Source organism: Mesorhizobium sp. BR-1-1-10 (assembly GCF_020165595.1).
GTDB classification, from domain to species: Bacteria; Pseudomonadota; Alphaproteobacteria; order Rhizobiales; family Rhizobiaceae; genus Mesorhizobium; species Mesorhizobium australicum.
Window position 1 is genome coordinate 47,416 of the sequence record NZ_JAIUIL010000009.1, and the last position, 18,970, is coordinate 66,385.

17 protein-coding genes and 1 tRNA gene are annotated in these 18,970 nt (G+C 61.2%); 8 read left to right on the forward strand and 10 right to left on the reverse strand.

The genetic code is table 11. The features are described 5' to 3' along the window. Nucleotides 1-5 precede the first annotated feature (5 nt). From pyrE to rpoZ, 3 genes are all read right to left on the reverse strand, one after another. A complete protein-coding gene (gene pyrE, locus LB555_RS20265) occupies nt 6-584 on the reverse strand; it encodes an orotate phosphoribosyltransferase (RefSeq protein WP_023771628.1) in 579 nt (192 codons plus the stop codon). A 24-nt stretch (nt 585-608) separates the two neighbouring features. Then, a complete protein-coding gene (locus tag LB555_RS20270) occupies nt 609-2,837 on the reverse strand; it encodes a RelA/SpoT family protein (RefSeq protein WP_023771627.1) in 2,229 nt (742 codons plus the stop codon). A 187-nt stretch (nt 2,838-3,024) separates the two neighbouring features. Further along, nucleotides 3,025-3,426, reverse strand: a complete 402-nt coding sequence (gene rpoZ, locus LB555_RS20275) for a DNA-directed RNA polymerase subunit omega (protein ID WP_015318581.1) — start codon at nt 3,424-3,426, stop codon at nt 3,025-3,027. Nucleotides 3,427-3,743: 317 nt separating this feature from the next. Between rpoZ and LB555_RS20280 the strand changes: the two genes are divergently transcribed. Next, nucleotides 3,744-4,325 carry an NYN domain-containing protein gene (locus tag LB555_RS20280; protein ID WP_015318582.1) on the forward strand — a complete coding sequence of 194 codons (582 nt, stop codon included), beginning with the start codon at nt 3,744-3,746 and terminating at the stop codon, nt 4,323-4,325. A gap of 11 nt (nt 4,326-4,336) precedes the next feature. Beyond that, nucleotides 4,337-4,993 carry a uracil-DNA glycosylase gene (locus LB555_RS20285; protein ID WP_140663089.1) on the forward strand — a complete coding sequence of 219 codons (657 nt, stop codon included), beginning with the start codon at nt 4,337-4,339 and terminating at the stop codon, nt 4,991-4,993. 33 nt (nt 4,994-5,026) lie between these two features. Here the strand turns inward: LB555_RS20285 and LB555_RS20290 are convergent, their stop codons facing one another. Next, nucleotides 5,027-5,500, reverse strand: a complete 474-nt coding sequence (locus tag LB555_RS20290) for an Lrp/AsnC family transcriptional regulator (RefSeq protein WP_015318584.1) — start codon at nt 5,498-5,500, stop codon at nt 5,027-5,029. 145 nt (nt 5,501-5,645) lie between these two features. On the opposite strand from LB555_RS20290, the gene LB555_RS20295 reads away from it, so the two are divergent. Next, nucleotides 5,646-6,569, forward strand: coding sequence for a DMT family transporter (locus LB555_RS20295; protein ID WP_224683589.1), 924 nt, complete (start codon nt 5,646-5,648; stop codon nt 6,567-6,569). 62 nt (nt 6,570-6,631) lie between these two features. On the opposite strand, the gene LB555_RS20300 is transcribed toward LB555_RS20295, so the two are convergent. The 3 genes from LB555_RS20300 to dapA all read right to left on the reverse strand — a co-directional run bounded on the left by LB555_RS20300 (nt 6,632) and on the right by dapA (nt 8,927). After that, on the reverse strand, nt 6,632-7,342 hold the full coding sequence (locus LB555_RS20300; protein WP_224683590.1) for a GH25 family lysozyme: 711 nt from the start codon (nt 7,340-7,342) through the stop codon (nt 6,632-6,634). A gap of 73 nt (nt 7,343-7,415) precedes the next feature. Further along, entirely contained in the window at nt 7,416-7,895 is a 480-nt protein-coding gene (smpB, locus tag LB555_RS20305) for an SsrA-binding protein SmpB (RefSeq protein ID WP_006202221.1), read from the reverse strand. A gap of 150 nt (nt 7,896-8,045) precedes the next feature. Beyond that, nucleotides 8,046-8,927 carry a 4-hydroxy-tetrahydrodipicolinate synthase gene (gene dapA, locus LB555_RS20310; protein ID WP_015318586.1) on the reverse strand — a complete coding sequence of 294 codons (882 nt, stop codon included), beginning with the start codon at nt 8,925-8,927 and terminating at the stop codon, nt 8,046-8,048. A 347-nt stretch (nt 8,928-9,274) separates the two neighbouring features. Between dapA and LB555_RS20315 the strand changes: the two genes are divergently transcribed. Beyond that, complete coding sequence (locus tag LB555_RS20315) at nt 9,275-11,305, forward strand: lytic transglycosylase domain-containing protein (RefSeq protein ID WP_224683591.1); 2,031 nt, start codon at nt 9,275-9,277, stop codon at nt 11,303-11,305. 109 nt (nt 11,306-11,414) lie between these two features. Continuing rightward, nucleotides 11,415-12,314 carry an alpha/beta fold hydrolase gene (locus tag LB555_RS20320; protein ID WP_015318587.1) on the forward strand — a complete coding sequence of 300 codons (900 nt, stop codon included), beginning with the start codon at nt 11,415-11,417 and terminating at the stop codon, nt 12,312-12,314. A gap of 58 nt (nt 12,315-12,372) precedes the next feature. Here LB555_RS20320 and LB555_RS20325 read toward each other — a convergent pair whose 3' ends face one another. After that, nucleotides 12,373-13,449, reverse strand: coding sequence for a tyrosine-type recombinase/integrase (locus LB555_RS20325; protein ID WP_015318588.1), 1,077 nt, complete (start codon nt 13,447-13,449; stop codon nt 12,373-12,375). A gap of 242 nt (nt 13,450-13,691) precedes the next feature. Further along, nucleotides 13,692-14,828 (reverse strand): porin, encoded by a 1,137-nt coding sequence (locus LB555_RS20330; protein ID WP_015318589.1) that lies wholly within the window; start codon nt 14,826-14,828, stop codon nt 13,692-13,694. Between the two features lie 451 nt (nt 14,829-15,279). Here LB555_RS20330 and LB555_RS20335 point away from each other — a divergent pair. From LB555_RS20335 to LB555_RS20345, 3 genes are all read left to right on the forward strand, one after another. Next, nucleotides 15,280-15,370 (forward strand) — tRNA-Ser (locus tag LB555_RS20335). 94 nt (nt 15,371-15,464) lie between these two features. Then, nucleotides 15,465-15,716, forward strand: coding sequence for a GIY-YIG nuclease family protein (locus LB555_RS20340; protein ID WP_015318590.1), 252 nt, complete (start codon nt 15,465-15,467; stop codon nt 15,714-15,716). Between the two features lie 96 nt (nt 15,717-15,812). After that, nucleotides 15,813-17,006: a porin gene (locus LB555_RS20345; protein WP_015318591.1), complete on the forward strand. Its 1,194-nt coding sequence runs from the start codon at nt 15,813-15,815 to the stop codon at nt 17,004-17,006. A 124-nt stretch (nt 17,007-17,130) separates the two neighbouring features. Here the strand turns inward: LB555_RS20345 and LB555_RS20350 are convergent, their stop codons facing one another. Further along, nucleotides 17,131-18,792, reverse strand: coding sequence for a tetratricopeptide repeat-containing sulfotransferase family protein (locus LB555_RS20350; RefSeq protein WP_015318592.1), 1,662 nt, complete (start codon nt 18,790-18,792; stop codon nt 17,131-17,133). Nucleotides 18,793-18,970 lie beyond the last annotated feature (178 nt).

Here is an 18,970-nt window from a genome sequence, read left to right on the forward strand (position 1 = left end):
CCTCGTCAGATGTTGCGGCTGCCCGGCTTGATGGCCGGGATGGCGGCAAGCTCCGGCGGCAACCTGTCCGGCGGGTAGGCTGGAACTTCATATTCGGCAAGCGCGATCAACGGCACACCGACATGGGTCTTGCCGGCCGAACGGTCGATGATGCAGGCGGCCGCGACCACCTCTGCGCCAACGTCGCGCAGGCAATCAATGGTTTCGCGGATCGACAGACCGGTGGTGACGATGTCCTCGACGATGACAACGCGGGCGCCTCGATCGATCTCGAAGCGGCGCAGGCGGAACTCGCCCCCTTCCCGCTCCACCCAGATCGCCGGCACGCCAAGGTGGCGCGAGGTTTCGTATGCCGGGATCAAGCCGCCGATCGCCGGCCCGACGACATAGTCGATCTTGCCTGGCACGGCGGCGCGGATCTTCTTGGCCAGCGCCTTGCACAGCCGCTCGGTCTTGTCGGCATGCATGAAGACGCGTGCCTTCTGCAGGAAAACTGGACTGCGCAGGCCCGACGTCAGGATAAAATGACCCTCGAGAACAGCGCCAGCCTCGCGGAATATGTCCAGCACTTCGTCGGTATTCATCTCGTCCCCCATGGCCGGCTATCGCTAGCCGTTGACGCGCCGCGCATCGCTGACGCTCGAATTGTCCTTGAGCTGCGACAGCAGCCGGTTGAGATGCTTCAGGTCCCAGACTTCGAGATCGATCAGCATTTCGGTGAAATCGGGCGCGGTGCGCACCATCGACAGCGTATGGATGTTGGCGTCGTTGGAGGCAACGACCTGGGCGATATCGGCAAGCGAACCCGGCGCGTTGATGGCGGTGACCGAGACGCGCGCGGGGAACCGTTCCTTGGTGCGCTCGTCGATGTCCCAGCGCACGTCGATCCAGCGCTCCGGCTGATCGTCGAAGGCCTGCAGCGCCGGAGACTGGATCGGGTAGATGGTGATGCCGGTGCCCGGCTGGACGATGCCGACGATACGATCGCCAGGGACCGCGCCTTCCGGCGCGAAGCGCACCGGCAGGTCGCCGCGCACGCCGCGGATCGGCACGGCGCCGGCGCCTGGCTGGTCCTTGTCCTTGCGCGCGGCCCGGCCAGGTATCTGGAACAGCATGCCTGCGGCGTTGCGGATCTTCGACCAGCCCTCCTCGCGCTGCTTGGGCGCTGCCGGCGTGACGCGCTCGTCCTTGTAGTCGGGGAACACCGCCTTCATGACATCGGTTGAGGCCAGTTCGCCGCGCCCCACGGATGCCAGCACATCCTCGATGTCCTTGCGTGCCAGCCTGTGCAGCACGGGCTTCAGGCTTTCCCTGGTGAAGGTCTTGCCGGCTCGTTCGAAGGCACGCTCCAGGATACGCGCGCCAAGGCCAGAATACTGCTTGCGGATCGCATTCTTGGTGGCGCGGCGGATGGCGGCGCGCGCCTTGCCGGTGACGACGACCGATTCCCATGCGGCTGGCGGCACCTGCGCTTTGGAGCGGATGATCTCGACCTCGTCGCCATTCTTCAGTTCCGTCATCAGCGGCATGATGCGGCCATTGACCTTGGCGCCGACGCAGGTGTCGCCGACATCGGTGTGGACCGCATAGGCGAAATCGATCGGCGTGGCGCCGCGCGGCAAGGCAATCAGCATGCCTTTCGGCGTGAAGCAGAACACCTGGTCCTGGAACAGCTCCAGCTTGGTGTTCTCGAGAAAATCCTCGGGATTGTCGCCCTCGGCCAACTGCTCGATGGTACGGCGCAGCCAAGCGTAGGCGTTGGTCTCCTTCGAGATCGCATGGCCGGCGCCGTTCGTCTTGCCGCCGGTGTCCTTGTAGATCGAATGGGCGGCGACGCCGTATTCGGCGATCTTGTTCATCTCGCGGGTGCGGATCTGCAGTTCGACGCGCTGGCGCGAAGGCCCGACGATGGTGGTGTGGATCGAACGGTAGTCGTTCTGCTTCGGGGTCGAGATGTAATCCTTGAAACGGCCGGGCACCATCGACCAAGTGGTGTGGATGGCACCCAGCGCGCGATAGCAGTCCTCGACGCTGTCAACGACAACACGGAAGCCGAAAATGTCGGACAGCTGCTCGAAGGACAGCGCCTTGGCCTCCATCTTGCGGAACACCGACCATGGCTTCTTCTGCCGGCTCTTCACGCCGGCGTTGATGGCGTGCTTTTCAAACAGGGCCGACAGCGCCTTTTCAATGTCGGTCAGCACGCCCTTGTTGCGCTCGAATATCTCGGCGAGCCGCGCGGTGACGGCCCGGTAGGCTTCCGGATTGATGAAGCGGAAGGCGATCTCTTCCAGCTCCTCGCGCATGCCTTGCATGCCCATGCGCCCGGCCAGCGGCGCGTAGATATCCATCGTCTCCTCGGCGATGCGCAGGCGTTTGGCCTCGGGCATGTGATCGAGGGTGCGCATGTTGTGCAAACGGTCGGCGAGCTTGACCAGCAGCACGCGAACATCTTCCGAGATCGCCAGCAAAAGCTTGCGCAGGTTCTCCGCCTGCTCGGCCTTCTTGGAGACGAGGTCGAGCTTCTTGAGCTTGGTCAGGCCCTCGACCAGCTTGCCCATTTCGGGGCCGAACAGATCGTCGATCTCGGCCCGCGTCGCCGTCGTGTCCTCGATGGTGTCGTGCAGCAGTGCGACGGCGATGGTCGCCTCGTCCATGTGCATCTCGGTGAGGATGGCGGCGACTTCGAGCGGATGCGAGAAATAGGGATCGCCGGAAGCGCGCTTCTGGTGGCCATGCTTCTGCATGGCGTAGACATAGGCCTTGTTGAGCAACGCCTCGTTGACGTCAGGCTTGTAGCGCTGGACGCGCTCGACAAGCTCATACTGACGCATCATGGGCTAAATCTCTCGGCGATGAAATGAATCATGCGCCGCACTGTTGTACGGCGCATGCCGGTACCAACTGTCGCAAATACCAGATTCACGCATTATGCCAAGTGCGGCCAAAGCTGCATCCGGTATTTGCGACAGTTGGTACTAGATAGCCACGAAACCGCCGGGACGGAAGTGCCGGAACGGAGGCTTAGTAGTCGTCGCTCTTTTCCGGGGGCACCAGGCCTTCGATGCCAGCCAGGAGATCTTCCTCGGTCATCCGGTCGAAGGTGACGTTCTCCTCGGCGTCGTCGGCTTCGGCGGCCGCAACAGCGCCGCCGGTCTGATCAGCGATCACTTCGCCATCGGCTTCGGGCTCGTCGACCTCGACATGCTTCTGCAGCGAATGGATCAGATCTTCCTTGAGATCATCGGGCGACAGCGTCTCGTCGGCGATCTCGCGCAGTGCGATGACGGGGTTCTTGTCGTTGTCGCGCGGGACGGTGATCTGCGCGCCCTGGCTGATCTGACGGGCGCGGTGGCCGGCCAGAAGCACCAGCTCGAAGCGGTTGTCGACCTTGTCGATGCAATCTTCAACGGTTACGCGGGCCATGGACTGCCCCTTTCATGCCTGGATTTAATGGAAAACAGGCGCGGTCCATAACCCGAACGGCGCCAAAATACAAGCATCATGGCAATGCGGGCCCACAGGGCACTCAATCTCAATATCGAACTCCCGATCTAGCAAAGCAGCCGGGTCCAGGGTTCGGCGCCACGATCACAATTGCTTGCAGTGCGCCACATGCCCTTGGATTGCCACCAAACTGGCGTTATCTCGATTGGTCCAAGGTCGGCCGGTTATTAGAGCCTGACCGATAGTCGCTACCGCATTTCGTTTAGACGGCCGTTTTTTCGAAAAGGATTATTTCCATGTTCGACCCTCGTGAAAAAATCGCCCTGTTCATCGACGGCGCCAATCTCTACGCCACATCGCGCGCGCTCGGGTTCGACATCGATTATCGCAAGCTCCTGGCGAGCTTCCACAAGCGCGGTTACCTGTTGCGCGCCTATTATTACACCGCGCTGGTCGAGGACCAGGAATACTCCTCGATCCGGCCACTGATCGACTGGCTCGACTATAACGGGTTCAAGGTGGTCACCAAGCCGGCCAAGGAATTCACCGACTCGACCGGCCGTCGCAAGATCAAGGGCAACATGGACATCGAGCTTACCGTCGATGCCCTGGAACTCGCCGATGTCGTCGACCACTATGTCATATTCTCCGGAGACGGTGATTTCCGAACGTTGGTCGAAGCGCTGCAACGGCGTGGCCGCAAGGTGTCGATCGTCTCGACCATGGCCTCGCAACCTCCGATGATCTCAGACGACCTGCGCCGGCAGGCCGACCATTTCATCGACCTGGCGACGCTGAAGAACGAAGTCGGCCGCGATCCCTCCGAACGACCGGCACGGCGGCCCGAACCGGCTGAAGTCGACGAGGACGACTACTGAGGCAGGTCGACTTGACCGCCCCTTCACTTTCCGAACCCAGCCGCGATTGCCCGCTCTGCCCGCGGCTGCATGATTTCATCGCCGAATGGCGGCAGCGCGAGCCGTCATGGTTCAACGCGCCGGTGCCGACCTTCCTGCCACTGGGTGGCGAAGATACCGTCCAGCTTCTGATCGTTGGTCTGGCGCCTGGCCTGCGCGGCGCCAACCGCACCGGGCGCCCCTTTACCGGCGACTATGCCGGCGACCTGCTCTATTCGACACTGATTGCCCACAACTTCGCACGCGGCGAGTTCAAGGCGCGGCCCGATGATGGGCTGGAACTCCTCGGCACGGCGATCACCAACGCGGTGCGCTGCGTGCCGCCGGAGAACAAGCCGGTCGGTGCCGAGATCGCCACCTGCCGGACATTCCTGGTGCCGACGATCGCTCGCTTTCCCAACCTGCGCGCCGTGCTGGCGCTGGGATCGATCGCGCACCAGTCGACCGTGCGGGCACTGGGCGGGCGCGTCGCCGCCTATCCATTCAAACATGGCGGCCAGTTGGAAGCCGGCGGCATCATGCTGTTTTCGAGCTACCATTGCTCGCGCTACAACACCAACACCGGTGTGTTGACCGAAGACATGTTCGTCAGGGTATTTGGCGAGATTGCGGCATTCCTGAAGAACTGAGCTCTCGGATACCGTGCGGTCTGCGGTGCCTGCTCACACCGGCAGCAAGGCATCCGGCTTCACGTCGCCGATCGAGGCATAGGTATGTGTCTCCTTCACCCCCGGCAGCGGCAGGATGACGCGTTTGAGAAAGTCCTGATAGTCGGCCATCTCGGCAATGCGGGCCTTCACGAGATAGTCGAAGCCGCCGACGACCATGTGGCATTCCAGAACCTCGGGCGCCTTTGCCACCGCCTCGGCGAAGCGGTCAAAGATATGCGGGGCCGCATGATCGAGCCGCACCTCGATGAAGACAAGCATGCCGCGGCCAATCTTTGCCGGATTGAGCACCGCCCTGACGGCGGTGATGAACCCGTCGCGAAACAGGCGTTTCACGCGCTGGCTGGCGCCTGTGGGTGACAGGCCGACGCGCGCTGCCAGGTCGAGCGTGGTACGGCGTCCATCTTCCTGCAGCAGTCGCAGAAGACTGCGGTCGACGGCGTCCAGGTCGACTGGTTCAGGATTCACGTTCAAGCCCTCCTATTTGCGTGAATTACACTTCAAATTGTAAAAAACAGCGTATTTTGTCGCGACCATTTCGACCATAGGCTGCGCTTCATCGCAAGGTCGGGGCTGTCTCCTCCTGGCGGCATGAACATGCGGCGGAACTGACATGGCGGACGGACGAGACACGGGAGACACAAGACTGGCGGTGATCGCCGGCCTTGTCATGATCGCCATCTATGCGGCGCAGTTCGTCGCCGCCCGCTTCAGCCTCAGGGAGCATCTGACGGCCACCGACATGGCCAGCCTGCGCTTTGCAGGTGCCGGCGCGGTGTTCCTGCCGATCGTCTGGAGACGCGGCCTGGCGACCATGAAGGCGCTGGGCTGGCGGCGTGGACTGACGTTGGCTGCACTGGCCGGATTGCCCTATCCGCTGATCATCAACTGGGGTCTAACCCACGCGCCCGCCGCCCATGCCGCGGCGCTCTGCCCGGCCTCGATCGTGTTCTTCTCGTTCCTATTGTCGCTGTTCAGGGAAAGCGCGTCGCGTCGGCGGATCATCGGCGTCGTTACGATCATCGCCGGCTTGTTGCTGTTCATAGCGCCGGCGCGCACCGGCGCCAGCGATGTCCTGTTCGGGGACCTGCTGTTTATCGGATCGGGCGCGATGTTTTCCACATATGCCGTTCTTGTGCAGCGATGGCGTGTCGACCCGGTCACGGCGACCGCGAGCGTCGTGCTTTTGTCCTGCCTGCCGCTGCCACTTCTTTATGTCTTTGCGCCAAGCGGCCTCCATGCCGCCGCAGGCGCCGAAATCGCCAGCCAGATCGTCATTCAAGGTCTTCTCTCGGGCGCTGCGGCAATGTTCCTCTACACTTACATTGTCGACCGATTGGGCTCACAGGCTGCATCGCTGTTCCTGCCGGGTGTGCCGGTCGCCACCGTGATGGTCGGCATGGTCGTGCTTGGCGAGACCCCGCTGGCTATCCAATGCGTGGCCATCGCCATCATGGCCGCCGGGATGGGTTATTCGGCGATGGGTCGACGCAGCACCAGGGAAAATCTGGCTGTCTCGACATCAGCTGGATCGTGAATGGTTTGAGGGGCATGGCAGGCTGCCGAAGAACCGGACCGGCATCGGATCGGGCCTGTTCATCAAGGTGTGGAGGCGAGCAGCGCCGCCAACTTCTCCGGCCCGCCCTGCAAAACGTTCAGATCGACGTCCCCCTCGATGCCGTTCACGCGCCCCCTGTTGTGGTACTGCCAGTAGATCCAGTCACGGCGGTCCGGTTCCATGAGCAGTGAGCGTAGCCAGAGTGGGCGAGCGGCGATTTGCCCGGCATAAGCGGCCTCGGCTTCATCCGTAAGATAGACGATCGCCGGCTTGCCGAATGCCGCCTCGACAGGTCCGAGGAAGGCCTGGAGTTCGGCATTCAACTGTTCGGGCGACGGACGCCGCGGACAGTTGCCGCCGAACTCGATGTCGACCACGGGCGGCAGCAGCGGCTGATCGTGCGGCACCACCGAGATGAAATTCCTCGCCTGGTCGGCGCCCGGCCGGCAGAAGGTGAAGAAATGATAGGCGCCGACGGCGAGTCCGGCGGCGCGGGCCTCGCGCAGATTGCCGGCGAAGGCGTCGTCGACATGGTCGCCGCCTTCAGTCGCCTTGATGACGACGAAAGCCACATCATCGGCGGCAACACGCCGCCAGTCGATCCGGCCCTGATGATGGGAGACGTCGATGCCCCTGACCGGATATCGGTCGCGGTCGGGAGAGTAGCTGCGGAAATAGGCCACTCCTCCCGCAGCAATGACACATGCCAGGGCAAGACTGGCCGCGCCCCAGAGAACAATCCGCTTCTTCAAGACCACCCCTGTTGGACTTGCCGGTTGTTCGGCGTTGAAAACCAGACCGTTGGCTTTGCAGGCCATCTCCCGATCACCCGCGTTCCTTCAGCAGCCGGCCTTTTTCGCGCGACCAGTCGCGTTGCTTTTCGGTCTCGCGTTTGTCGTGCAGTTTCTTGCCGCGGCCGACGGCAAGCAGCAGCTTGGCGCGTCCCTGGTCGTTGAAATAGATTTTCAGCGGCACCAGGGTCATGCCTTCGCGGTCCACGCTCTGCGACAGCTTGGCCATTTCGCGCTTGTTGAGCAGCAGTTTGCGGCGGCGGCGCGGCTCGTGGTTGAAGCGGTTGGCCTGCAGATATTCGGGCAGATAGGAATTGATCAGCCAGATCTCGCCGCCTTCGACCGAGGCATAGCTGTCCTGGATGTTGGCCTGGCCCTGACGCAGCGACTTGACCTCGGTTCCGGTCAGCACAAGGCCGGCCTCGATCGTGTCGAGCACCTCGTAGGAAAACCGCGCTTTGCGGTTTTCGGCAACGGTCTTGTTGTTGGGATCGGCTTTTCTGACTTGGTTCATGAGGTCTAGAGTCCGTTTCGAAACTCGCTCCCGCGAGTCAGATGATGGTGCTACCGAGAACCGGAGCGGAGCGTACATATAGTACGGGAACACCGGAAGCGCAGGTGGCGCCTTCAGATGATCGCGGGAGCAGACTTCCCAAACGGCTCGCTAATTGATCAAGCCGGCGTGCTTCATGGCCGCATCGATCCTCTCGGCCGTTGCCGGTTCAACAGTCACCAGCGGCGAACGCAGCACGTTCTCGACCTTGCCCAGCTTCGACAGTGCATATTTCGCGCCGGACACGCCGGGCTCGATAAAGATCGCCTTGTGCAGCGGCAAGAGACGGTCCTGCAGCTCCAGCGCCTTCGCACTGTCGCCCGAAAGCGTTGCTTCCTGGAATTCGGCGCAGAGCCGCGGCGCGACGTTCGAGGTCACTGAGATGCAGCCGACACCACCATGCGCGTTGAAACCGAGCGCGGAAGCGTCCTCACCCGAAAGCTGGATAAAATCCTTGCCACAGGTCATGCGCTGCTCCGACACGCGCTCGACCTTGCCGGTGGCGTCCTTGACGCCGACGATGTTCTTGAAGTCGTGCGCCAGCCGGCCCATCGTCTCCGGCATCATGTCAATGACCGAGCGCGGCGGGATGTTGTAGATGATGATCGGCAGCTTGGTCGCCCGGGCGACAGCGGCAAAATGCTCGTAGAGGCCGCGCTGTGTCGGCTTGTTGTAATAGGGCGTTACGACCAGGGCAGCATCGGCGCCGGCCTTTTCGGCATACTGCACGAGCCCGACGGCTTCCTCGGTGTTGTTGGAACCGGCACCGGCAACCACCGGGGCGCGGCCCTTGGCCACCTCGATGCAGATCTTGACGACGTGGCGATGCTCGTCATGCGACAGCGTAGGCGACTCGCCCGTTGTGCCGACAGGAACCAGGCCTGTCGTGCCCTCGCCAAGCTGCCAGTCGACGAACGCGCGAAAGGCTTTCTCGTCGAAACGCCCGCTCTTTTCGAACGGTGTCACGAGCGCGGTAAGCGAGCCTCTCAGCATGTCGTCCAACTCCTTGGGACTTCTCGGTTCACGCATGTCGTTGTCCCAAAACCGGTATCCACTTTTGGGCGCCATGCACTTTGTTGGTTGTGCATGTCGTTACCCCAAAACCGGTATCCACTTTTGGGCGCCATGCATCGGTGTTTCGTGGTGCGCCTTCTAACCGAAAGCGAAGCCGCGCACCATAGTCTCGACATTGTTGCGCGGCAAGCATTGCCATGGTGCCAGCAAGCGTAATTCGAACGGCCTCGATAACCCTTTGTTTACGAGCCCTTCACGACCTAAGTTTAGGCTTCAAGGCTTCTTCGCCGCCGGTAAAATACTGGATTAAGGAAAGACACGCGATCATGCCGACCAGTCGGCCCCATCTCTTCGCGCTGCTTGGCGCCGTCGCCGCGCTGATGCCCGGCGTGGCGATCAGCGGCAGCGTCGATGTGCGGGTCACCTCGGCCATCCCGGTGCCTGGTGTACAGGACAAGGCGCAACAGGCCCCCTCACCCAGCGTCGCGCGGTTGAAAAGTGGGCTGGATGCGCTGGCGGCCGGCGATATTGCCGGCGCGCGCGGCGTGCGTGATGCACTGCCCGCACAATCGCTCGACCAGCACATATTGGCCTGGGCGATCGCGCTTTACGGCGGAGACAAGGTTCCGAGCGGCGACATCGCGGCGGCCGCGAAGATGCTGCCCAACTGGCCGGGCACCGTCGCCTTGCGCAAGAACAGCGAGCGCGCGCTCTACCGCGAAAACCCGGCGGCGGATGTCGTCGTCAAGGCATTCGACGGCAGCCAGCCGCAGACATTCGAAGGCGTGATGGTTCTCGCGCGCGCCTATGTGTCGTCCGGCAACGCCAAGGCGGCGCGATCGGTGCTGTCGCCGTTCTGGCGCACCGCGATCCTGGAGGCCAAGGACGAGACGGCTCTGATCAAGGAGTTCGGCAGCCTTGTTCCTGCAGCCGACCACCGTTTTCGCATGGAGCGCATGTTCTATGCCGACCGGGTGAGTTCCGCCTTGCGTGTCGCCGGCCTCGCCGGCGCCCAGCAGCTTGCCGACGCCTGGGCGGCGGCCGACAGGAGCGACAAGAATGCCGCCAAACTCCTAAAGGCGGTACCAGCGGCGCAGCGTTCGGCCGGCTATTTCTTCGCGCAGGCCGAGTATCTGCGCAAGCAGCAGGATTTTGCGGGCGCCGCGGCGGTTGTCATGAAGGCGCCGGCGGACCGTGACTTCCTGGTCGATCCGGATGCCTGGTGGGTCGAACGCCGGGTGCTGTCGCGCGAACTGGTCGACCGGGGCGACATGAAGACGGCATACAAGATAGTCGCCACGCATGCCGCCGAAAGCGCGGCCAATGCGGCGGAAGCCGAGTTCCATGCCGGCTGGTACGCGCTGCGTGGCCTGAACGATCCCAAGCTCGCGGCGACGCATTTCGCGCGCATCGCCGACCTTGCCCAGGGACCGATGACCCTGTCGCGCGCCTATTACTGGCTCGGCCGCGCGGCGGAAGTCGGAGGCCCCGGCAATGCCAAGGATTATTTTGGACGTGCGGCGACCTACGGCACCACGTTTTACGGCCAGCTCGCCGCCGAACGTGTCGGCCGGCAGGCGCTCAACATCGTCTATCCCCAGCCAAGTGCCGCCGACCGGCAGAGCTTTGCCGGCCGCGAGGCCGTCTCCGCCATCAAGCGACTGCAGGAGGCGGGCTACGACCGCTATGCCGAAACGCTCTACCGCGACCTTGCCGGCCAGTTGACCAGTCCGGGTGAACTGGCGCTGCTCGCCGTCCTGGCGGAAAAGCAGGACAACCATTTCATGGCGCTGAAAATCGGCAAGATCGCCGGAGCGCGGGGCATCGACGTCGGAGCGCTGTCGCATCCGCTCGGCGTCATCCCCGATTCGGCCAATATTTCCGGTTCCGGCAAGGCGCTGGCCTACGCGATCGCCCGCCAGGAAAGCGAATTCAATATCGGCGCCATATCCAGTGCCGGCGCGCGCGGGCTGCTGCAGCTGATGCCGGCAACCGCCAGGCAGTTGGCGAAGAAGGCCGGATTGCAGTTTTCGCAGACCAGACTGACAACCGACGCCGCCTATAATGCGACGCTTGGTTCGGCCTTCCTCGGCGAACAGCTGGATCGCTTCAACGGCTCGTACGTATTGACCTTCGCGGGCTACAATGCCGGCCCGGCCCGGGCCGGCCAGTGGGTGGCGAAATATGGTGACCCGCGCGGCAAGGACATCGATGCGGTGGCGGACTGGATCGAACGGATTCCCTACACGGAAACAAGAAGTTACGTGCAGCGCGTGATGGAGAATTACGAGGTCTACAAGATGCGTATCTCCGGCAAGTACGACATCGTCGGCGATCTCGTGAACGGGCGGAGTTGAAGTTTTTGCTCTTCCTTCGTGAGGAGAAGGAGGAGCCTTTCCCATTTGACCCTCCCGCGCTCCGTCTATAGCAGACGTGGACGATCCCTTCGGCTAGAGAACCCGTCCCATGTCGAGCAACCCAGGTTTCTCCGACTTCTTCTATGCCGCGCCAGATGGGCTGAGACTTCACGCGCGCGTCTATGGCGAAGCGAATTCCGCACATTGGCCGGTCGTCTGCCTGCCTGGCCTCACACGTAATGCGCGGGATTTTCACGAGCTGGCGCTCTATCTCTCAACGCGATCCGCCTTTGCGCGCAAGGTCATCGCCTTCGACTATCGCGGACGCGGACAGTCGGCCTACGATCCCGATGTCAGTCACTATAATGTCGGCGTCGAGGCGGGGGACATCCTTGCCGGGCTGACGGCGCTCGGCATCAAACAGGCGGCCTTCATCGGCACCTCTCGCGGCGGGCTGATCATCCATGTGCTTGGCGCGATGCAGCCGGCGGCGCTGAAAGCCATCGTGCTCAACGACATCGGGCCAGTGATCGAGCCCGCCGGCCTTGACCATATCCGCGCCTATCTCGATCCCACGCCAAGACCGAAGAGCCGTGCCGAGACTGTCGATGCCCTGCGCGACACCCATAGCAGCGACTTTCCCGCCCTCGCTTCGGCGGATTGGGAGCGGATGGCGTCAGCGCTCTATCGCGAGACAGATCAGGGGCTGATGCCGGATTTCGACCCGAGGCTGGTTGAAACGCTCGCCGCCCTCGACCTAAGCAAGAAACTGCCGGATTTGTGGGCGCAATTCGAGGCGCTGGCCGTCATGCCTATGCTGGTCATACGCGGTGCCAGTTCGAGACTTTTCTCCGTCGAGACGCTTGAAGAAATGAAGAAGCGCCACCCAAACCTCGAGGCGATCACGGTCGAGGGCCAAGGCCACGCGCCTTTCCTCGAGACCGGCAGCCTGCCCGTCGCCGTTGCTGCTTTTCTCGATCGCGCCGAGAGGCAAATAAGCGGCAAATAAGCCCCAAGACCAGATCAGATCCCGGGGCTGTTACGGCGGCAAAGGCAAACTGTCGGAACTACTTGGCCTTGGAGCTTTTGCGGGTCGCCTTTGGCGGCGCCTTCGCCGAAGCGCCCTCATCCGTCTGCTTCCGCTTCGCCGACGGCGTCGTCACCGGCGACGAAAACAGCGAGCTTTCCGCGTTGCCGGCCGGTTGCTCGCCGCGAGGCTTCTCCAGCACGACAACGCAACCATCGAGATCATTGGTGGCCAGATGCGCGTAGCGCATGGTCATCGACAAGGTCTGATGGCCAAGCCACATCTGCACGCGGCGGATGTCGATGCCGCCCTGGACAAGACGCGAAGCGCAGGTGTGGCGCAGGATGTGCGGCACGACCTGGTCGTCGGCGCCGAGGCCGACTTCCGCCTTGGCATCGTTCCAGATGGCGCGGAATTGTGCCTGGCTGAGCTGGGTGAACGGGCCCTTGGGTCGGCGTCCTTCGGCCGGAGGCAGCTTGATGACCTCCTTGACCCGTTCGGTCATCGGAATGGTCCGGCTGCGGCCGGATTTGGTGATCCAGAAGGAGACGCGATGTTCCTGGATATCGTTCCAGATCAGCCCGAGCGCCTCTCCGAGGCGGCATCCGGTGTCGACCAGGAAGACGGAAAGCCGGTAAGCATCCTCGCTGCGGCTCTTGATAGCGGCAAACAGCCTTGCCTCTTCCTCCCTCTCGAGGAAACGAATTCGTCCCGCCCGCTCCTTCTGGCGGCGAAACTCGGGCAAGCTGTGGATATCTCCCATCTTGTAAGCCTTGCGCAGCAGTTTGCTGAGAGCAGCCATCTTTCGATTGATGGTCGCGTTGCTGTTGCCGCGCTGGCGCAAGGTGCCGATAAGGTTGTCCAGGGTACTCTGGTCAAAGGCGCTGAAACGCTCCCCAAGGAGGATCTCGTCTATCTCGCCGATGAAGGAGCTGACATTATATTTATGTCGCCCATCATCCCACAATATGTCTCGATAAGCTGAAAAAAGCTCTCCGACCCGGTATGACTTTACTTCTCTTATCTTGTTATATGTGTAGTTGATCTTCGAGTTCTGAGAAGAAAACGTCGAAAACTGATCAGAGGGGTATCCCTCTTGAATCGCTTCGTTGGTCATTATCCGTCACTCCCCCGAGTGGATTGGGATCAGCCCTATCCGCTTGGGAGCGTCCTTTCAAGAGATTAAATCACGCAGTTGTGATCTCACCCGCCCACCGCGGATCCCACGAGACCAACCTACGGATCTGTTCAGCTACCGATTCCCCCTCTTTCCTTGGTTTGCGTTGACCCAGTCACGAAACAAAAACAGCCCGGGCGTTTGTGCGCCCGGGCTGGATTTCATCTGTAAGGAACCAGCCCTTAGAAAGAGCGCTGGAAGCGGAGGATACCGGCGACGTTGCTCTTCTTGGTCGCACCGACCCAGCCTTGCGACAGGTCGTCAGCACCGCCGACGTTCTGGTAATCGACTTCGGCCGTGACCGTGAAGCCAGGAACAACGTCATAGGCGATGTTCGCAGCGATGCCGAGGTTCTTCCAGTCGTCATACGAGATCTGAGCGTTGAACGAGGTCTTCTCGTTGAACTTGTAGGTGCCACCGCCCCACACTGCCCAGTTGCCGCCCCACTGCTTGTAGAAGCCGCGGCCGGTACCGAAGTCGTTGAGGTTGTCGTCCGAGCCATAGCCGCCCATGATCCAGAGCGACAGCTCGTTGGAGACGTTGACGTCCAAACGAACCTTGCCGGCAACTTCTTCGTAGTTGCTGTCATAGGAAACGACGCCGGTGAGAGCGCCCCAGCCCTGGGTCCACTTCAGACCGCCGACAACATGCGGAACGTAGCTGTCGATGGTATCGGCGCCTGCGCCTTCTTCCAGCGAGACCACAGCCGAGAAGCCGTTGCCGGCGTCAAAGTAGTACTGAACGACGTTGGTGTCGAAATTGCCGTAGGGGACGATCGTGTCCTCAATGACGTTGCCGGCGTAGCCGATGAACGTATCGAAGGCCGATTCATCCTTACCAACGCGGAGACCACCAAGCTGGATCCAGGCGAAATTCAGCGAAACGCCCTTGTTGTGCGCCTCGAACGTGCCAGTCTGCGGGAAGTCGTAGTCGCCATAGTTGTTGCCGAAGTTGAAGCGGGTCTCGGTATAGGTCTTCAACGTGCCGAGTTCGGTTTCCTGGCCGGTCCAGGTCTTCAGCGTGAAGCGGGCGTTCTTCCAGTAGGTGTCGTGATCGCCATCGCCCATATGGTCCGGAACGTTCTGGGCGCCACCGAATGCGCCGGCATCACCCACGCCGATGTCGTAGCGGACATAGCCGCCGATGCGCAGGCAGGTCTCGGTGCCGGGGATGTAGAAGTAGCCAGCGCCGTAGACGTCGCAAATCTTGACGTATTCAGCGGGCTCCGGCTCGGCGACGACGACGGCGTCGGCGGCGCGCGCACCGGAAACTGCGATCAGGGCCGCAGCGGAGCCGAGAAGAAGGCTCTTGATGTTCATTTTCTGACCTCCAGTCAAAAGTTAAAAAACGGGTCTGGGTATTCTTTGCTGAAGGACAGCGTTCCCTGCCCCATCCCCACTACCGAAAAAGATGCGCACCGCGCCGCTCCTTCGAACTCGACATTACCCATGAGCCGGCGGCGTTCAACAACGATCGTACCGGCGAAAGGGCTGTTCGGCTGCTATCCCCCAGCGTTGTTGCACAAATGACACGATTTGGCCTCACTCAGAAAGCTCTCGTTAACCATCGGGCCCGCCGCAGCCGGCTATTTCCGGCCGAATCCGGCATTCGGCCGATGGAATCGTGGCGAGGCCGCGAGTCACCTGCCAGGGATTTGCCGCATTACCGCCCCATCGCGGAAATCCGCGGCGACAGAGCGCCGTTATTTTCTATATTAATGATGCGGGCTTGTTGATTGTGCCGGCGCTTTTCTTTATCCAGCGGCTCAACGGAGAGGTGGCCGAGTGGTCGAAGGCGCTCCCCTGCTAAGGGAGTAGAGGTCAAAAGCTTCTCGTGGGTTCGAATCCCATCCTCTCCGCCACCCTACGCCCTGCGGGCTTCGGGTGGCAGGCCACCCGGAACCGCATTTGGGCGTAGGAGTGTCGCCCGAAGCTACGAAGTAGCGTAGGGGGACCATGTGGTACGTCTATTTCCTGGAGCTCCGTAACGGCGATATCTATGTCGGATCGACAAACGACCTTCGACGCCGCACCGAATCGCACCGATTGGGCAATCTTCCATCGACAAAGGCCTACCTGCCCGTAGCCTTGAAGAGCTACATCGCGGTCGAAACCGAGGCCAACGCTCGCCAACTCGAGAGATATTTCAAGACCGGATCGGGCAAGGCTTTCGCGACCAAGCGTTTCTTGCAGACCGCGCCTCGCTGACCGCCATCATATTATCTACCTGAAATAAAAAGGAAAACGGCTCTCCTGGCAGCTTTTCGTCGGCCTTCGCTCGCGATTCTGACTGGAGGTCAGAAAATGAACATCAAGAGCCTTCTTCTCGGCTCCGCTGCGGCCCTGATCGCAGTTTCCGGTGCGCGCGCCGCCGACGCCGTCGTCGTCGCCGAGCCGGAGCCCGCTGAATACGTCAAGATTTGCGACGTCTACGGCGCTGGCTACTTCTACATCCCCGGCACCGAAACCTGCCTGCGCGTCGGCGGCTATATTCGTGAGGATATCGGTGTGGGCGACGGTGGCTCGTTCGATGGCGTCAATCACGTCACGGACCACCAGCACGGTGATGACGACTCGACCTACTGGAAGCAGACCCGCTTCACGCTGAAGACCTGGACTGGCCAGGAAACCGAACTCGGTACGTTGAAGACCTACACTGAGTACCGCATCAACTTCGGCAACAGCTACGGCGACTATGGCACCCCTGGTCTCGCAGGCAACACCGAAGCGAACCCTAACGCTGGCGGCGACGGCTGGCAGGCGCGCAACAAGACCAGCGCCTTGGAATTTGCCTGGATCCAGCTCGGCGGTCTGCGTGTCGGCGCTGACGAATCGGCCTTTGATACGTTCATCGGCTACGCCGGTAACGTCATCAACGACACGATCGTCCCTTACGGCAATTTCCAGACCAACGTCATCCAATACTACTTCGACGCTGGAAACGGCTTCTCGGCCGTGGTCTCGCTCGAAGAAGGCTCCGGTGAGGTTGGCACCATCGACAGCTATGTTCCGCATGTCGTCGGCGGTGTGAAGTGGACACAGGGCTGGGGCGCCATCACCGGCGTCGTCGCCTATGACAGCAACTACGAAGAAGTCGCCGGCAAGGTTCGCCTGGACGTCAACGTATCCAACGAACTGTCGCTGTTTGCCATGGTCGGCTATGGCTCGGACAACAACCTCAACGACCCGACCAACAACATCGATGCGCTCGGCCGCGGCTTCTACAAGCAGTGGGGCGGCAACTGGGCAGCATGGGGCGGCGGCACCTACAAGTTTAACGAAAAGACATCGTTCAACCTCCAGGCGTCGTATGATGACTGGAAGGACATCGGTGTCGCGGCGAACGTCGCCTACACCGTCGTTCCCGGCCTCACCGTCACGGCGGAAGTCGACTGGCAGCGCGTCGGCCAAGGCGCCATCGACAACCAGTCCGTGTGGGTCAACGCGACCAAGAAGGACAACGTCGGCGGTCTCCTCCGCTTCCAACGCGACTTCTAGTCAATTCGCCTTGGCGAAATCAAACCCGGCGGGCAACCGCCGGGTTTTTTTAGGCCGCTTGCAACTATCGCAGGTAAGGGGCCTCCGTCGTGCGCAGAAAGTCAGTTCGAACAACTGAGAACGGCTAGCCTTCAGCCAAATCCCCCAAGGCATCGATCAATGGCCGAAGCCTGCCTTCGTAGTGCTTCCAACGCTTGACCGATGATTTGTAGATCGGCTGACGAACCTGCCAGTGGCTGAGGGTTCTGACGGAGCCAGCCCTTTCGAAGAAACGGAGGCAGGCGTCGTGCCACTCCAAACCCAGATGCTCCACAAGCCGACGGGACTGCCCCTCCTGGTCGGAAACAAGGTCTTCATAGCGATTCTCGAGAATGCGTCCCGGAAAAATCGACTTCCAATAGCGCATCAGGCGATCGTACTCGCGGTAGTAAAGCCCAAGCACCGCAAGGTCCGAATTATACTTATGCGCGTCGTTAAGATTCGAGGTGAAGCAAGAAAAACAATTATCAACGGGATCGCGTACGCAATGAACAATCCGTGCGTTAGGGAAGAGAAGGGCGATGAGGCCCACAAGTTCGAAATTGTGAGGCATCTTATCGACGATTCGCAATGCTTCGGGCGCGTTGAGACGCAAGCTGGATAGATATTCACCGGCGAGCGCCTTGGATTGCGTTCGCGTCATCGACATGACTGGTCGTCCCAATGGGCGTCCCGGCTGCAATTTAAGACCGTTGGCAACCGCGACTCGCCCCAGCTTGGAGTGTTCGCCCGCGCCGTGGACATCGGGATGGCTCGAGCAGATCTGTTCCGTCAGCGTCGTGCCAGAACGCGGCATTCCAAGCACGAATACAGGCGTCTCAGATGGATCACCATATCCCACCCTCGCCGCGAAGAACTCCGGATTGAACAGCTCGATCCACGCATCGACCTGTCGACCGTAGGATTCAATGTCAAAATCGAACCCCTTGTTCGTTGCGGCTCTGAGAAAATGGTCCATGGCCTCATCGTGGCGACCAAGATCATCCAAGACCTTACCGGCGGCCATATGAAGCTGGTAGGGCTCATCGGCGGGATTCGCCGTTTTTTGAAGCTCGTCCAGAATGGCTTTGAGCTCGGGTGGCTCGGCGGAGAATTTTCGAACCGCTACAAGCGTATTGTAGGACGACGGCACGCTCATGCGCCTGTCGATGCTCTCCTTCAGGCAAACCGTAGCTTCGTCCATGCGGCCGAGGGCAACGAGAGTATTCGCAAGGGCCGTCCGGACGAATGCGTTGTCGGGGTCAATTTCGAGCGCTTTTTCATAGAGCGGCACAGCCACGTCCGCCTTTTCGAACATGAAATATGCTTCGCCAAGTCGACGAAGAGCATCCGTGAGATCGGGCTTCAGCTCGCAGGCGCGCTGCAAATGATGAATCGCAAGCGGATAATCCGCGACCTTTAGAAAGGCCTCCCCCAGACTGAGCTGATAGTATGGATTTTTCGGCTCCTTCGCTGCCGCGCGGGCGAAATACTTGATCGCCAGTTCGTCGTCGAAACCGAGCCCCAGCGTGCCAAGAATGTAGAGGGCAAGCGCGTGATTGGGCGAGCGCGTCAGAACACGATGGCAGAGTTCTTCGGCTTCCGGCAGCCGTCCGGCTTTCTGTAGTTCCAGCGCTTGTCTAAGCAGCATGTCATCGGTTGGCCCAAGCAACGATCCAGGCTTAGCCGGTTGGGCGAAGGGTCTGGCCTTTTGCACTGGCTGTGCCTTGAGATGCTTGGACCAGGTTGGGGGCAGCCGTGAGTTCATCGTGCCTCGCTAGCAAAAACGGCCGACAGAATCCAGCATGGGATAGACCACCGGCCGTTGCCTGGAGACTTGCCAGAACTATTTGATACCGAAATCTTACTCCCCTACGCCTGCAGATCTGATCCAGTCCTGCACTCGCGTGCATCCACCCGCTTAACGGATTTAGGCCAGAGGGGCA

Excerpts from the sequence above, each read along its gene's own strand:
- pyrE (WP_023771628.1), bottom strand. The coding sequence starts at position 584 with ATGAATACCGACGAAGTGCTGGACATATTCCGCGAGGCTGGCGCTGTT.
- LB555_RS20270 (WP_023771627.1), bottom strand. The coding sequence starts at position 2,837 with ATGATGCGTCAGTATGAGCTTGTCGAGCGCGTCCAGCGCTACAAGCCT.
- rpoZ (WP_015318581.1), bottom strand. The coding sequence starts at position 3,426 with ATGGCCCGCGTAACCGTTGAAGATTGCATCGACAAGGTCGACAACCGC.
- LB555_RS20280 (WP_015318582.1), top strand. The coding sequence starts at position 3,744 with ATGTTCGACCCTCGTGAAAAAATCGCCCTGTTCATCGACGGCGCCAAT.
- LB555_RS20295 (WP_224683589.1), top strand. The coding sequence starts at position 5,646 with ATGGCGGACGGACGAGACACGGGAGACACAAGACTGGCGGTGATCGCC.
- smpB (WP_006202221.1), bottom strand. The coding sequence starts at position 7,895 with ATGAACCAAGTCAGAAAAGCCGATCCCAACAACAAGACCGTTGCCGAA.
- dapA (WP_015318586.1), bottom strand. The coding sequence starts at position 8,927 with ATGCTGAGAGGCTCGCTTACCGCGCTCGTGACACCGTTCGAAAAGAGC.
- LB555_RS20315 (WP_224683591.1), top strand. The coding sequence starts at position 9,275 with ATGCCGACCAGTCGGCCCCATCTCTTCGCGCTGCTTGGCGCCGTCGCC.
- LB555_RS20320 (WP_015318587.1), top strand. The coding sequence starts at position 11,415 with ATGTCGAGCAACCCAGGTTTCTCCGACTTCTTCTATGCCGCGCCAGAT.
- LB555_RS20325 (WP_015318588.1), bottom strand. The coding sequence starts at position 13,449 with ATGACCAACGAAGCGATTCAAGAGGGATACCCCTCTGATCAGTTTTCG.
- LB555_RS20330 (WP_015318589.1), bottom strand. The coding sequence starts at position 14,828 with ATGAACATCAAGAGCCTTCTTCTCGGCTCCGCTGCGGCCCTGATCGCA.
- LB555_RS20340 (WP_015318590.1), top strand. The coding sequence starts at position 15,465 with ATGTGGTACGTCTATTTCCTGGAGCTCCGTAACGGCGATATCTATGTC.
- LB555_RS20345 (WP_015318591.1), top strand. The coding sequence starts at position 15,813 with ATGAACATCAAGAGCCTTCTTCTCGGCTCCGCTGCGGCCCTGATCGCA.
- LB555_RS20350 (WP_015318592.1), bottom strand. The coding sequence starts at position 18,792 with ATGAACTCACGGCTGCCCCCAACCTGGTCCAAGCATCTCAAGGCACAG.